Origin of the sequence: Microbacterium sp. LWH3-1.2 (assembly GCF_040675855.1) — a bacterium.
Taxonomy (GTDB): domain Bacteria; phylum Actinomycetota; class Actinomycetes; order Actinomycetales; family Microbacteriaceae; genus Microbacterium.
In genome coordinates this window covers 262,532-276,196 of sequence record NZ_JBEGIK010000001.1, presented here as the reverse complement: position 1 = coordinate 276,196, position 13,665 = coordinate 262,532, and the positions used below count along the sequence as shown (strand labels likewise).

General features: G+C 65.7%; 16 protein-coding genes. 7 read left to right on the top strand and 9 right to left on the bottom strand.

Going from position 1 to position 13,665, the window contains the following annotated elements; translation table 11 throughout:
- Positions 1–6: 6 nt before the first annotated feature.
- Entirely contained in the window at positions 7–1,440 is a 1,434-nt protein-coding gene (locus MRBLWH3_RS01355; protein WP_363427960.1) for an amidohydrolase, read from the bottom strand.
- Here MRBLWH3_RS01355 and MRBLWH3_RS01350 point away from each other — a divergent pair.
- Together MRBLWH3_RS01350 and MRBLWH3_RS01345 are read left to right on the top strand one after the other, a co-directional pair.
- The gene (locus tag MRBLWH3_RS01350; protein WP_363427958.1) at positions 1,414–1,569 is read left to right on the top strand and encodes a hypothetical protein; all 156 of its coding nucleotides are present in this window, start codon (positions 1,414–1,416) and stop codon (positions 1,567–1,569) included. The two genes, MRBLWH3_RS01355 and MRBLWH3_RS01350, sit on opposite strands and share 27 nt — an antisense overlap.
- A 584-nt stretch (positions 1,570–2,153) precedes the next feature.
- Positions 2,154–2,546, top strand: a complete 393-nt coding sequence (locus tag MRBLWH3_RS01345) for a hypothetical protein (RefSeq protein WP_363427956.1) — start codon at positions 2,154–2,156, stop codon at positions 2,544–2,546.
- 68 nt (positions 2,547–2,614) lie between these two features.
- Here MRBLWH3_RS01345 and MRBLWH3_RS01340 read toward each other — a convergent pair whose 3' ends face one another.
- A complete protein-coding gene (locus MRBLWH3_RS01340) occupies positions 2,615–3,238 on the bottom strand; it encodes an NADPH-dependent F420 reductase (RefSeq protein ID WP_363427954.1) in 624 nt (207 codons plus the stop codon).
- 103 nt (positions 3,239–3,341) lie between these two features.
- Between MRBLWH3_RS01340 and MRBLWH3_RS01335 the strand changes: the two genes are divergently transcribed.
- Entirely contained in the window at positions 3,342–3,839 is a 498-nt protein-coding gene (locus MRBLWH3_RS01335) for a MarR family winged helix-turn-helix transcriptional regulator (protein WP_363427952.1), read from the top strand.
- A 55-nt stretch (positions 3,840–3,894) separates the two neighbouring features.
- Here MRBLWH3_RS01335 and MRBLWH3_RS01330 read toward each other — a convergent pair whose 3' ends face one another.
- From MRBLWH3_RS01330 to MRBLWH3_RS01315, 4 genes are all read right to left on the bottom strand, one after another.
- Complete coding sequence (locus MRBLWH3_RS01330) at positions 3,895–4,299, bottom strand: RidA family protein (RefSeq protein WP_363427950.1); 405 nt, start codon at positions 4,297–4,299, stop codon at positions 3,895–3,897.
- Positions 4,300–4,344: 45 nt separating this feature from the next.
- Positions 4,345–4,914: a flavin reductase family protein gene (locus tag MRBLWH3_RS01325; RefSeq protein WP_363427948.1), complete on the bottom strand. Its 570-nt coding sequence runs from the start codon at positions 4,912–4,914 to the stop codon at positions 4,345–4,347.
- 221 nt (positions 4,915–5,135) lie between these two features.
- Complete coding sequence (locus MRBLWH3_RS01320) at positions 5,136–5,774, bottom strand: MBL fold metallo-hydrolase (RefSeq protein ID WP_363427946.1); 639 nt, start codon at positions 5,772–5,774, stop codon at positions 5,136–5,138.
- Positions 5,775–5,810: 36 nt separating this feature from the next.
- On the bottom strand, positions 5,811–7,583 hold the full coding sequence (locus MRBLWH3_RS01315) for a gamma-glutamyltransferase family protein (protein ID WP_363427944.1): 1,773 nt from the start codon (positions 7,581–7,583) through the stop codon (positions 5,811–5,813).
- 157 nt (positions 7,584–7,740) lie between these two features.
- On the opposite strand from MRBLWH3_RS01315, the gene MRBLWH3_RS01310 reads away from it, so the two are divergent.
- The 3 genes from MRBLWH3_RS01310 to MRBLWH3_RS01300 all read left to right on the top strand — a co-directional run bounded on the left by MRBLWH3_RS01310 (position 7,741) and on the right by MRBLWH3_RS01300 (position 9,574).
- Entirely contained in the window at positions 7,741–7,953 is a 213-nt protein-coding gene (locus tag MRBLWH3_RS01310; RefSeq protein WP_363427942.1) for a TSUP family transporter, read from the top strand.
- 165 nt (positions 7,954–8,118) lie between these two features.
- Positions 8,119–8,457, top strand: coding sequence for a TSUP family transporter (locus tag MRBLWH3_RS01305; protein ID WP_363435202.1), 339 nt, complete (start codon positions 8,119–8,121; stop codon positions 8,455–8,457).
- A gap of 448 nt (positions 8,458–8,905) precedes the next feature.
- A complete protein-coding gene (locus tag MRBLWH3_RS01300) occupies positions 8,906–9,574 on the top strand; it encodes a GntR family transcriptional regulator (protein ID WP_363435200.1) in 669 nt (222 codons plus the stop codon).
- A 51-nt stretch (positions 9,575–9,625) separates the two neighbouring features.
- On the opposite strand, the gene MRBLWH3_RS01295 is transcribed toward MRBLWH3_RS01300, so the two are convergent.
- The 3 genes from MRBLWH3_RS01295 to MRBLWH3_RS01285 all read right to left on the bottom strand — a co-directional run bounded on the left by MRBLWH3_RS01295 (position 9,626) and on the right by MRBLWH3_RS01285 (position 11,314).
- A complete protein-coding gene (locus MRBLWH3_RS01295) occupies positions 9,626–10,042 on the bottom strand; it encodes a pyridoxamine 5'-phosphate oxidase family protein (protein ID WP_363427940.1) in 417 nt (138 codons plus the stop codon).
- A 64-nt stretch (positions 10,043–10,106) separates the two neighbouring features.
- Positions 10,107–10,760, bottom strand: a complete 654-nt coding sequence (locus tag MRBLWH3_RS01290; protein ID WP_363427938.1) for a GntR family transcriptional regulator — start codon at positions 10,758–10,760, stop codon at positions 10,107–10,109.
- A 14-nt stretch (positions 10,761–10,774) separates the two neighbouring features.
- Positions 10,775–11,314 (bottom strand): VOC family protein, encoded by a 540-nt coding sequence (locus tag MRBLWH3_RS01285; protein ID WP_363427936.1) that lies wholly within the window; start codon positions 11,312–11,314, stop codon positions 10,775–10,777.
- Between the two features lie 162 nt (positions 11,315–11,476).
- Here MRBLWH3_RS01285 and MRBLWH3_RS01280 point away from each other — a divergent pair, with 162 nt between their 5' ends.
- Complete coding sequence (locus tag MRBLWH3_RS01280) at positions 11,477–13,654, top strand: alpha-ketoacid dehydrogenase subunit alpha/beta (protein ID WP_363427934.1); 2,178 nt, start codon at positions 11,477–11,479, stop codon at positions 13,652–13,654.
- The last annotated feature ends 11 nt before the right edge of the window (positions 13,655–13,665 follow it).

Here is a 13,665-nt window from a genome sequence, read left to right as displayed (position 1 = left end):
GAAACGTCAGTGCACGACCTCGGTGGAAACCGCACCGGAAGAGTAGATCGGACGGCCTCCCAGGAGCGTCAGGTCTGAGGTGATCCCCGGAATGGCATCCCGCTCGACGGTGAAGTAGTCGCGGGAGAGAACGGCGATGTCGGCCAAGGCTCCTTCGGCGAGCAGTCCACGAGTGCCCTCCTCGTTCGTGAACCACGCGTTTCCCCGAGTGATCGTGTGCAATGCCTGCCGTCGCGTCATGAGCTGCGTCTGGTGGCGGCGGGGGACGCCGTCAAGAGACGATCCCGCGACCAGCCACCACAGGGCGAGCCATGGGTCGCTGGAAGAGGCGCGCGTCGCGTCGGTACCGAGACCCAGCGGCACGTGACCGTCGAGCAGTGAGCTGATGGGGGGAGCGTACGAGAGAGCGTCAGCTCCCCACGCCGTCTCGGACGACTCGGCCCGCAGCGTCTGCCGGCCATCGAGGATGACGCCCACGCCCAACGCCCGCATCCGTGCGATGGCGGTGGGGGAGGCGAGGTCGGCGTGCGCGATGGAGAACCGCAGGTCGCGAATCGGCACGACCGCGTCAACCTGCTCCCACGCGGTGAGCACGAAGTCCACGACCTGCTCTGTGACGGCGTGAACGTGGATCGGTGTGCGGGCCCGGGCGGCGTATCGACTGATCTCGAGGAACTCGCCGAAGACGGAGGGCGCGATCGTCACGTCTTCGAGACCTTCGAAGTCGTGGCATCCGAAATGCACGATTTCCCCGAGGCCGACCTCCCGGAAGAAGGGGTCGTCGGAGCTGCTGCGGATACGATCGATGATCCCCCGCGCGTCGGCGACCTCACCGCCGCGATCGACCACCGACGAGAACGTGCGCACGCGCATGTCGAGGTCGCCGGCGGCGTGGAGCGCGCGGACGTGCGCGTAGCGATCTGCGCTCATGCCGAATCCGCCCGCATCGATCACACCCGTCACCCCGCGTGCCGCCACCGCGCGGAAGAACTGGCGCGTGCCCTCCTCGGGTGTGGCCGCTGTGCCGCGCTCGGCAGCCGCGACGAAGAGCGAGAACGCGGGCAGCCCGGCGATGCGCCCGGTCGGCGCGCCCGTCTCATCCCGCTCGACCCCGGGGACGTCTTCGAGTGCCTCACCGACGATTTGCAGCGCTCTGGTGCTGGCGATCCCGATCTCGTAGAGCGCTTGGAGGTAGACAGGGTGCTCAGGCGCCCACGCGTCGAGCTCCTGAGGGTCGGGGAGCCAACGCCCGTGGAACTGCGTCGGATGCCAGCCGCCGATGACCGTGATCCAGGTCCCAGGAGGTTGTGTGGCGGCGGCGCGCACGATCTGGTCGCGTGCCTCGCGCGGATCCCGGAGGTCTTCCCAATGCAGCTCAGCAGCCCAGGTGTGGCCGGCGCGGATGGCGTGGACATGGCCGTCGATGATTCCCGGAACCACAGTTCGCCCGCCGAGGTCGAGTTCGTCGGCGTCAGCGAAGCGCTCTCTCAGGTCGAACTGATCTCCGATCGCCGCGATTCGGTCGCCGACAATTGCGAGAGCGGTTGCAGGCTCTATGTCATGCGCTGACCAGATATGTCCGTTCGTCAGCAACTGAGGCTTCGATGCCACCATGAAGGTTCGTCTCTCCCGTTGAAAGAATGCGACCGGTCGCATTCTGATACGTTCCTGAGTGTTCACTTTTCGCCGCCGCAAGTGTTCAGTTTTCGAACGCCGCCGACAGCAGTTTCAGCGGCCGGTCGAGAGGGCGTTCTGGGTTGAGATCGCTAAGGGGCTACTACCCATCGAGGCGGCTACCGTCGAAGAAGCTCTCCATCACCAGCCGAAGTATTCAACGAGGAGCTACTGTTGCTCCAACAAACCGGTGTTGCGACGACCGGTTGAATCCGGTCAGTTCCGCAGTCGGAAATTCCTGCGCGAGATCAGCCACCACCGCATGGTCGGATCGATGGGTCGCGTGCAGACCAGTCTTGGCGCCCCGCTGCCGTTCACGCCGGCGATTCGGGTGCCGACCGCGACGGTCCGTCCGGGAGCCTGATACTCGGATCGAACTCTCTCGACCGGATGCTGGTCAGCATAGCGCCTGCCAGCCTCCGGTCGTGCATGTTTGTGCCGCATGTGACGAGCCGAACGGCCTCCGAAAATTCGTCCCCTTGGTCGGTCACTGCCACTCCACCCTCCGCGCCACGCTGCGCATCTCGAGCCAACTGCTGGCGAACGGGCTCGCGCAGGGCGTGATCGGTGTCGACCCGGTCGATGACAGCCTGCGTCGTCTGTCCTCGGTGGTGTCGGTGACCTGCGACGTCGACCAGGAGAACTCCCGCGCGGCGGGATACACGACCGACGCGAGGATCATCGCCGTCCAAGCGGCGCAGCTGGACGCCGCCGGCCAGGCGCCCGCCGAAACGGCGACGATTTCCTCGCCCGCGCGGAGGCCACGGACCTGGAGCGGTCCCGGCGCGACAACCCGCGCGCCGACCTCGAGGCAAGACATGAGCCGCTGTTCGCTGGGGCTTCTCCACGTCCGTGAGGAGTGGGCGGACTGACGTGGGGCGGCGGAGCGTGTGCTCCGCAGCTTCGCGCGGGGCGAGATGAACGCGCTCGACGATCGTACTTACTTGCGGAGCGCGAAGCCGCCGTCCCAGCCGACGATTCCCTGGGCGGCGAGAGTGATCTGCAGGAAGGCGAACGCTTCCAGTTCCCGGGCGCGCTTGAGCGAGCCGATCGAAGCAGCTTCGACCCCCGCGGCGGTAATGAGGTCGATCAACGACTGCTTCGCCGCGTCATCGTCGCCAGCGACGAGCACCGTGGTCGGTAGGTCGCCGACCTGCCCCGTTGCGATCGTCCCTGCGAAGTTCGTGTTGAACGCCTTGACGACATGCGCGCCCCGAAGCTTCTTCTGGAGCTCGGCGGCCGCTGACGAGTCGGCGGGAACGGTCAGATCATCGAACGTGGCGAAATCGACCGGGTTGGTCACGTCGACGACTACCTTGCCGTCCACCTGGTCACGGTACTGCTCGGTCAGTTCCGCGAGCGCGGCGTACGGCACTGCCAGCACGACGATGTCTCCCGTGAGGGCGTCGCCGACCTCACCGGCGGTCGCGCCGACGCCGGCGGCGACGCCCGAGGTCTTTTCCGGGTCTCGGCCCAGCAGCTGCACCGCCGCGCCGCCCCTCGCGGCGACCGCAGCCACAGCTGATCCGATGTTGCCCGTGCCGATCACGGTCACATTCGTCATCGTAGATCCTTTCCACCGATCAGGGAGGCCGCATATGCTGCTCCGGGCAACGAGCCTATCCAGACCTTGTTGCCTAGGCAAATAGATCCGGTACTCTGCCTTCATGGGCATCGTCGTACCGCGGATGGATGCAACCCAAGCCCGCGCGTGGGTCGCGCTCGTCTCCGTGGCTGAGTCGCTGCCTCGGGCGCTGGACACGCAGCTGACGACGGCCGCCGGGCTCGCCAACTTCGAGTACGGGATCCTCAGCGTCTTGATCGCCGCGCCCCAGCGGACGCTGCGGATGGGCGATGTGGCTTGCGCGCTCGGCTCACCGGCGCCCAAGCTCTCCAAGGCCATCACACGTCTCGAACGGCGTGGTCTCGTCGAGCGACTTGCCTGTCCGGATGACGGCAGGGCGATCGACGTGCACCTTACGCGCGACGGCCGCCGGGCCTGGCTCGCTGCCACCCCGTCTCACATCCTTCTCGCTCGCGATACACTCCTCGCCGACCTCGACCACGACGACCTGATTCACCTCGCGGCACTCCTCGAACGAGTCCTCCACCGGCTTGATCCAGATTGGGAGCTCGGGCAGGTGCCCGCCCAGGTGCAACCCTGACCGAGGGATGGGAAGAGATCGTTCTCGGCGAGCGGCCCCCGGTAGACAGCGCCGGCTACTCAGCGGGCCGCGGGGGCGTGGCGGCGATTCCGTCGATTTCGATGGTTGAGTGGTGGTAGAGCGATTGCACGCCGATGACGGTGCTGGCCGAGGGTGTCGTGGTGTTGATGATCGCGTCGCGTGTCTCGCGCCAGGTGAACAGCTTCTCCTGGTCGAGCTCGGTGATGTATACGTTGACGCGGACGAGGTCGTCGTAGGTCACGCCGGCTGCGTGCAGCGCGCGCTCGAACTCGCCGTAGGTGAGTTCGATGGCGCGTGTGAAGTCAGTCGGGACGGAGCCGTCTTCTTCGAATCCGACCTGACCTGAGATGAAGACGAGGTCGCCGGCTGTGACTCGGGCGCTGTCGGAGATCCCCGGGATGACGGGGGCGGGGACGCGGGAGATTCGGTCGTTGGTCATGTGGTCCTTCCTCGTGCGGGGTGGCGGTCTGAAGAGCGGATGCGCCTATTCGACTCGTCCGTACACGGCGTAGAAGGGCGAGGTCGCGTCTGGAAGGGCGGATCTCTCACTGAGGACATGCCATTCGCGGTTGTGGTACACGAGCGGCTTCGGCTCACCGTTCGTGTCGATGCTCGTGCCCTTGGCCTGGATCGCTTCGACGACGATCAGACTCGATCCGTTCGCGTCGACGCGTTGGTTGACTCTGCAGCGGAGCCAGGTCGCGGCCGGATAGTAGGGCTCGCCGGTGGGTAGTCTGTCCCACTCCACGTCCGGGCCGAAACGATCGGCACCGCGACGTGCACACAGTTTGGCCAATGCGACTTCGTCGGCCGCCAGCATGTGTACGACGACTGTCTCGGCTTTGCAGATGGTTGGCGTACTGGACGACAGCGCCGAGGCCGAGAACACAAGCGCCGGCGGATCGATCGAGACAGACGCCACAGAGCTCACCGTCATCGCGACCGGGCCGTCGCCGGCATCCGCGGTGACGATCGCGACGCCCGCGGGGTGAGATCGGAACGCGTGTCGAAACTCGTCCGCGGTGATACGCGGCTCTGCGTGAGTGGTGATCATTGTTCCGCCTTCACGTGATGCGTCGGTTCGAGTACCGACGGGACGGATCGGGGCTAGCTTTCAGCCCTACGACCGACTGGTCGAAGCGCATCCGCCCGCACCGATCTCCCGCCGAAGACGGCAATCGTTTGCCGCCAGACGTTAGCGTAGACGCGGCTCGTTTCCAAGGCGTTTCGGCGAGGTATCCCCGAAGCTCGATCGGCCCTGCGTGAGCCGACGCGTTACACCTCGATGGAATCACCCACCGCGAGCTTGGTGATGGGAGCACTCTGCGCAATCAGATTCAGGAAGTAGAGCGCGTACTCCTGCCCTGGCTCACTGAGCTCGAACTCGTGAATCTGGTAGGCGCGCGTCGGAGCAACGCCGCGGACGAAGTCGATGCCCTGCCGGATGGACGTCCACGGACCGCTCGTTGGCATGAGCAGCGTCTCAACCGGGACTCCGGGGAGCTCGTACGAATCGCCCGGGTGATACACGCGTCCCTCGATCAAGTAGGAGATGTTAGACATCTCCGGCATCTCGGGGTGGATGACCGCATGTGTTCCTCCGAACGTCTCGACGAAGAATGGGCCGATGGTGAACGATTCACCGGGCGAAACCTCGGTGAATCGGTCGGAGTGGTCGCCGACGAGCTCGGCCACGGGGGCCGGTCCGTAGACCTGCAGATCCGGATTGCGGTCGAGCCCCCGACGCAGAGCATCCGCGTCGCAGTGATCGAAGTGCTCGTGCGTCACCAGGACTGCTGCAGCGGAAGACAGGAGCTCTTCCGACTCCGGGGTTGGCGTGCCCGGGTCGGTTACCAGCGAAACACCGTCCTTCTCGAACCGCACGGTGGCGTGATTGAACTTGGTGAGGATCATCTTCTGACAGACCTTTCTCAGTGGAGGGTTGAGGTATCAACGACCAGCGGCATAGCCCTGCATGCCCCGCGCGTTCGCTGCCGCCACGAGCATCCCGTCGTCGCGCACGCCCGCGGCGCTCAGACGGCCGAGAGTCCACGGCTTCGAGATCACGATGTCATGGCCGCGGCAACGAAGGTCGTCGATGACCGACGACCCGAGCGACTCCTCCACGACCAGCCCACCAGGCGTGAACGTGCGCGGGAAGAAGGAAGAGGGCATATGCGTCGAATGCCAGGTGGCGGCATCGATGGCTTCCTGGAGGTTCATCTTGTGTACGAGCAGATTCAGGAGGAACGGGACGGTCCACTGATCCTGCTGATCGCCGCCGGGAGTGCCGAATGCCAAGTGGGGCGTGCCATCACGCAACAGCATCCCGGGGCTCAGCGTCGTCCGGGGCCGCTTGCCAGGTGCGATCGAATTCGGGAGGCCGGGCTCGACCCAGAACATCTGGGCGCGAGTCGGGAGTGAGAAGCCCAGGCCCGGGACGGCAGGTGAGCTCTGGAGCCATCCGCCGCTCGGCGTCGCCGCGACGACGTTCCCCCAGCGATCCACGACGTCCAGATGGCACGTGTCCCCGCGCACGAGGCCCATGCTGCCGAGAGTCGGCTCGCCCGTGCCGACGCCGTGAATCGCGCGGTCGTTGAAGATGGCCGGGGACAGCCGGGGTTCTCGTCCGCCGGGGCGTCCGGGCCGGAGCTCAGTGGAAGCCTCCGGGCCGACAAGCGTCGCTCGCTCGCGAGCGTACTCGTCCGACAGCAGCGCCGTCAGTGGTACGTCGACGAAATCCGGATCGCCGTAAAACGCTTCCCGGTCGGCGAAGGCCAACTTGGCGGTCTCGGCTACCGCATGCACCATTTGCGCTGAGCCCGGCGCGCCGACGTCCTGGTGCGCCAGCGCAGCCAGTTGCTGCAGGAGGACCGGCCCCTGCCCCCACGGTCCGGTCTTCGCGACTGTGACGCCGCCGAACTCGATCGTCACCGGCGCCTCCCAGCGAGGCACCCAGTGCGCGAGATCCTCTCCCGTGAGCAGGCCAGCGTGGTCTTCCCCGGTGACATCCCGAACAGGCTGCCGGACGAATGCATCGATCGACTCCGCGACGAACCCGCGATAGAAGACCTCCCGCGCGCGCGCGATCACCGACTCACGCGTGCCGCCACCTGCGTTCGCCTCGCGGACGATCCGCTCCAACGTGTCTGCCAGCGTCAGGTTCCGAAACCGGGCTCCCGCTCGAGGCGCCTGTTCCCCGGTGAGATAGATCTCGGCGGAGCTCTGCCAGTGCTGGGCGAAGAGCTCGGTCACCGAGCGGATCGCGGTCGCGGCGTCGGGAATCAGCGGGTAGCCATCGCGCGCGTAGCCGATGGCGAACCGAGTGATCGCCTCCAACGGGAGCGTTCCGTGCCTCTCGATCATGCTCATCCACGCGCCGAACGAGCCAGGGATCACCGCGGCGAGATGGCCGGTACCGGGTATGACGTCCAAGCCCAGCTGCTCGAACGCACTGCCCGTCGCCGCCGAGGGTGCTGGGCCTTGCCCGCAGAGGACCCACGGCGCGCCTGACTCGACATCGAAACCCAGGATCGGCGTATCCCCGCCCAGCCCGTTCAGGTGGGGCTCGACGACGTGCAGCACGAGGCCGGCCGCGGCCGCCGCATCGAATGCGTTGCCACCCTCCTCGAGGATGGCCATTCCGGCAGCGGACGCCAGCCAATGAGTCGAGGCCACCATGCCGAAGGTTCCGACAAGTTCCGGACGTGTTGTGAACTGCATGCGGTGATCCGTTCGTTTCCTGGAGCGCGCCTGGTCCCGCGGATCCGGACGCTTCGTAGCAGGTGAGCGCGGGGACCGAGATCCTATGCTGAGTCAGATCGTATACTAACTGCGGGCACGTATACGAGACCTATCGCTGGGGCGAGTGATCGTGCCCATGCCGGTCCTCCCCTTGGGCTCCGACCAGCGGCGCGCGGCAGGCGCCTCCATGGCAGTCATCGTGCTCACTGCACCCGTCAGGGTGGTCGAGTACGCGCTGAACGGCTCGGTGAACCGGGTCGCGGACCTCATTCTCGCCGCGGGAGCGATCGTAGGCGCCCAGATCGGCACGTGCCTTCTGTCGAAGGTGTCGAATACGCGGCTGCGGTAGGGCCTTCGTCACCTTCCTCCTCGGTGTGATCGTCAGCCTGTTCCTGGTCGTCGCCTCCCGTGAGGTTGCCCTTGAACTCTCCTGGCTCAGCGGTGCGGGACTGATCGTTTGGGCCTCGGGACCGGCATCGTCGCCGGTCTGATCGGGGCGGGCGGCGGTATCGTCGTGGTGCCGACGTTGATGTTCGCGTTCGGCATGAGTGGCCTCACTGCGCGGGGCACCTCTCTCCTCATGATGATTCCTACAGCTGTGTCTGGGACGGCAGGGAACCTGCGGAGAGACAACGTGGATCTCTTCGCCGCCGCCGCGGCGGTCGGCGTCGCGGCGTGCGCGACGACGGCCGTGGGTGCGTGGGTCGCGACATTGTTGGCCCCGCACGCCGCGAAATGCGCTCTTCGCCGTCTTCCTCGCGTTCATCGCCATCCGGATAGCCGTGCGAGCCGTCCGGAGAGCGAGGGCCTGAGCAGCGGGGCTGCCACGCAGGGCGAGCTGTCTTTGGCGTGATCTCACTCCGCGGATCGGGTGATCGGCATCGCCAGGCGATCCGAGAAGCTGCACCGATCGCCGGCGGAGATGCAGAGGACAGTGGCCGCTCTCACATACCCATCGCAGCAGCGCGTCTTGGCGCCGTCCCCGTGGCGCACCACATCGGTTGGAGTCGCATTCCGTATACGAATCGCAGCAACTCCGCACTTCGTTGCGACTGCCCGGATCTACCGAGGTCATCGTCCTCGTCTGCGACTGTGACATCACTAGCGCGGATGCGCTCGTCGCGGAATGGGCGAATGTCCTCAATGTCTGGTCGTGCGTCCGGGACACCGTCTACGGACCTCAGAGGGGTCTCACATCGACTCCTTCTCCCTCGTGATCCCGCCCGGGTTCTTAGTCGAGCAGGGTGGACGAGGAGCGCGTAGAGTGAGGTGTCGGTCGTACGGAAGGGGTCGACGTGACGATGTCGGCGATTCGTGGCCGGACGTTGGTCGATGCCATCCGCGACTTGGTCGTTGCCGGCGAGCTGGCTCCGGGGTCGCGGGTTACCGAACCGGCGCTCGCGGAGCGCTTCGGCGTCTCACGTGTGCCGGTGAGGGAGGCGCTGCGGGTGCTCGCGGCGGAGGGCTTCATCGATCTGCGACCGTATGGTTCCCCGACTGTGCAACTTCTGACTGAGAACGTCGTTCGAGAGGTCAGTGACGCGCGCAACCTTCTGGAGCCGAACGTGGCGCGGGAGGCGGCGCTGCACCGCGGGGACGCGGACCTGGCGACGATTCGGTCGATCTTGACCGAGGGGGACGAGGCGATCGCTGAGAGAGAGCTTCACAGACTGAACCGCTTGAACTCGCGCTTCCACAACGCTGTCGCCTCGGCGTGCGGCAACTCCGTCCTCGGGGCCTTTGTCCATGTGCTGTCCAACCGGTCCGAGTGGATCAATGTCGCGATGATCGCTCCGAACTCGGAGCTGCTGTGGGGGGATCACCGCGAGATCTATTCCGCCATCACCCGGGGCGACGCGCCGCTCGCCGAGGCGTTGATGGCGGCGCATGTGCGGCGAGCGACCTCGGTCGATCTGCGAACAGAGCCGGCAGTGCTCGCTGGATCCGCTGAGGAATCTACGCAGACGTAATGGGTTCGCGCGCGCATTCCCGGGGACGGGGGCTTTGGTGGCGACTCGGTTTCAGTAGTGCGACTGACGCCCTCCGGACCAGCCGAACCATCGGTCGATCGCCACGTGGACCGTCACGAGCGGGCTCTCCCTGGCGGGGTAGTCCTTGCCGAGGAAATGCCTCGAGAGTCGATCGATGTCTGCGAGTCCCTCATCGGGCCTGATCGACACGACGTGCCCCTGGACAGACAGGTGCGTCCCGAAGTCATCCCGTGCGAGCACGGTCAACGACACGTGGCCGTTGTTCTGCAGGTGCTTCAGGCGCGCGCGGTCTGCGTTCATGCAGAGCATGAGCAGTCCGTCGTCTTCGATCAGATACCAGGTCGCCACCGATACGGGACGGCCCTTCGCCGTGACCGTCGCCATGACGGCGGGGTTCGGCTGTCGGAGGAAGGCGAGGGCGGCTTCGGGCAACGGAGTGTCGGTCACTGGTCCATTTTGCCAGTCCCCTACGGCACGGGCGCGGAGAGCGCGTGCTCGGCGCGGCCGGCGCTCAGGAGAACACCTCAGGGTGCCGGGAGAGTTCCAGCCGGCTCCGGCGAATGTGGCGTGAGAGAACCTGCTCCGCCTCGTCTGCATCGCCCAACCGGATCGCGTTGACGATGAGGTGATGATCGAAATGCACGCTGCGGTCTTCCTCGAGATAGAACAGTCTTGTCGCGGCGCGCCTATAGTGCTGAGTCCTGTTCCAGAGATTGAGCACAGTGGTCCCGAGGACGCTCGTTTCCACGGCTTCAATGCAGGACAGGTGGAACTCGCGGTCCATTCGCAGGAATCGCTCGACATCGGTGGCGTCCTCCATGGCGTCGGCGAGGAGGTCCAGACCGTCGGCATCGTCGGTCGTCATCAGTGGGACATTCAACCGGAGCAGCAGCGGCTCCAGACGCTCCCGCATCTGGTAGATCTCCTCACACTCCGCCATGCTGATCTTCGATACCCACGCGCCCGTGTTCGCGACCAGGTTGACAAGGCCTTCCGCCTCGAGGATACGCAGCGCGTCCCGAACCGGAAGTCGGCTCGCACCGTGGAGGTCGGCGAGTTCGTCCTGGCGGATTCGCTCCCCAGGTGCGTACGTCCCGGCCAGAATCTCGTCGCGGAGTCGTGCCGCAATCGCGGCGCCGGTTGCTCCGTGGGTCGCCGTGTTCATCGCTCGTGCTCGCCTCATCGCTCCGGGTGGACTGGGTGCCAGAGAAGGCGGGGAGCGTCCTTCTCGTACGCTTTCCCCTGCGGGAAGCTTACGAGTTCGAACTGCAAGCCCCATGGGCTGCGGAAGTAGATCCACCGCTGACCTTCGGCCGACTGCTTGCTTGCGGTAGGTTCCCCCATCACTTCCACATCGTTGTCGCGGAGATACTGCACGGCCGCATCGAGATCGTCGACGTAGAAGGCGATGTGATACCCGCCGATATCGCTGTTGCGGGGTTGGGTGCGCTGCCGATCGGCCGACTGATAGAGGAAGACCTCGAAGTTCCCGCCGTTACCCAACCGGTAGAAGCGGATCTCCCTGACAACCGTGCGTGGGTGGACTCCCAGGTGCGTGTGCATCCAGTCGTCACCGTCCGAGCGCTTGGCGCCCAGACGGTAGATCTCTTCGCAGCCGAGGATGTCCACCAGAAACGTATGCGCGTCCTCCAGGTCTGGAACGGTGAACCCGATGTGGTCCGTGCCTCGAATGCCCGGGATGCCTCGTTGAGCGCTCATTCGACCTCCGTGTCGCTGTCCTCGTAAAATTGTATCCGATCAGATCGCTGGAAGTTCAGTCAGCGGCATCAAAGCCAGACGAAGGGCTTGTATTGGATAAAATCGTTGTCTACTCTGTGTATCGGCTGGCGACCGCCGGTCGTGTGAGGGAGTGAGGCGAGGATGCCGAAGAAGAAGCGCCTGCAGACAGGGGTCGACTGGTTCGAACTGTCCACGACCAATGCGGACTGGGATGCCGTGGACCCGGTCTTGCTCGGGACGATGCTCGCGCAGCTGCACCTGATCCGCGCTTTCGAAGAGACCGTGCTGGAACTGGCAGGCGAGGGGCTGGTTCACGGACCGGCGCACTCGAGCATCGGTCAGGAAGGCGGTGCGGTCGGCTCGATCGTGGGGCTTCGCTCCACGGACGGTGTGAACGGGTCCCACCGCGGTCACCATCAGTTCCTCGCAAAGGCGCTCACACACGTCTCCGGGGGCACCATTGATCCCAACGCCCCCATCGACTCGGCGACTCAGGAAGTGCTTCAGCGCACTCTCGCCGAGATCCTGGGGCTCGCGGAGGGGTACTGCGGCGGGCGCGGCGGCTCGATGCATCTGCAGTGGTTCGAGGCGGGAGCCCTCGGCACCAACGCTATCGTCGGCGGCGGGGCACCTCTGGCTGCGGGTAACGCTTGGGCGCAGAAGCACAGCGGGACCACCGACCTCACCATCAACTACCTCGGTGACGGCGCATCCCAGATCGGCTCTGTCCTCGAGTCGATGAACCTCGCGGCCGCCTGGAAGCTGCCGGTTTCCTACTTCATCGAGAACAACCTCTACGCGGTGTCGACGCGCGCCGACGAGGTCACCGCGGATCCTCGATTCTCCGTGCGCGGGCAGGGCTTCGGCATCCCGTCTTGGCGCGTCGACGGTATGGATCCGCTTGCCGTGTACCTCGCCACCCAGGAAGCTGCTGAGCGGATGCGCTCCGGCGAAGGCCCGACCGTGATCGAAGCCGAGGTCTATCGCTTCTTCCACCAGAACGGGCCGTACCCGGGCAGCGCGTTCGGGTATCGCAGTAAGGAAGAGGAAGCGTCGTGGCGCGCCCGTGACCCGCTCGACCTGGTCGCACAGCGCATGCTGGAGCGCGGGCTGATCGCCGATGAGCAGATCGCGGACCTGCGCGCAGCGGCGCAGCGCGCGATGGCCGACGCGGTTTCGCAGCTGCTCGAAGCCGATCCGGACAAACCGGGCAAGCGCCGGATCAAGCCTGACCTGTGGCCCCAGACCAGCTTCGTGAATGTCGGTGTGCGCGGCGACGCCAGCGAACTCGAGGGGCTCCCCCTTCTGGGTGAGGTCAGTGAGACTCGTGCGCTCAAGTTCGTCGACGCGGTCGCGCAGGTGATGGACCGGCGCATGGAAGTCGACGAGCGCATCGTCGTGATGGGTGAGGACGTGCACCGCCTCAATGGCGGGACGAACGGAGCAACGAAGGGGCTGGCCAAGCGCTACGGCTCGGACCGCATTCTGGGCACTCCCATCAGTGAGAACGCGTTCACCGGGCTCGCCGGCGGGCTCGCCCTCGACGGACGCTTCCGGCCGGTGGTCGAGTTCATGTACCCCGACTTCATGTGGGTTGCAGCTGATCAGGTCTTCAACCAGATCGGCAAAGCCCGCCACATGTTCGGCGGACAGAATCCGGTGCCGCTGGTTCTGCGCACCAAAGTGGCGATGGGGTCGGGATACGGTTCCCAGCACTTGATGGATCCGGCCGGGATCTTCGCGACCAACCCCGGCTGGCGGATCGTCGCCGCCTCCAACGCCACCGACTACGTCGGCCTCATGAACGCCGCCTTGGCACTCGAAGATCCCGTGCTGGTCATCGAACACGTCGATCTGTACGGCCAAGCCGACCAGGTGCCCGCCGGCCACCTCGACTACATAATTCCTCCCGGCAGTGCGGCACTGGTGCGAACCGGTGCGGACCTCACCGTCATCAGCTACCTGTCGATGGTCGGGCACGCGCGCGAGGCGATAGAGCAGACCGGCATAGATGCCGATCTGATCGACCTTCGGTGGCTGGACCGCGCCTCCATCGACTGGGACACGATCGGCGAGAGCATAAAGAAGACCAACGCCGTCCTGGTCGTCGAGCAAGGCGCCCAGGGCACGTCGTACGGTGCCTGGCTCGCTGACGAGATTCAGCGTCGCTACTTCGACTGGCTCGATCAGCCGGTGGGGCGCGTCATGGGGCAGGAAGCGTCGCCGAGCATCTCCAAGGTGCTCGAGCGTGCAGCGATCGCCCGCACTGAAGAAGTCGTGGCCGGCCTGGAGGCCGTGCGGGCCGGGTTCGGAGGCTGATCATGGCTGAA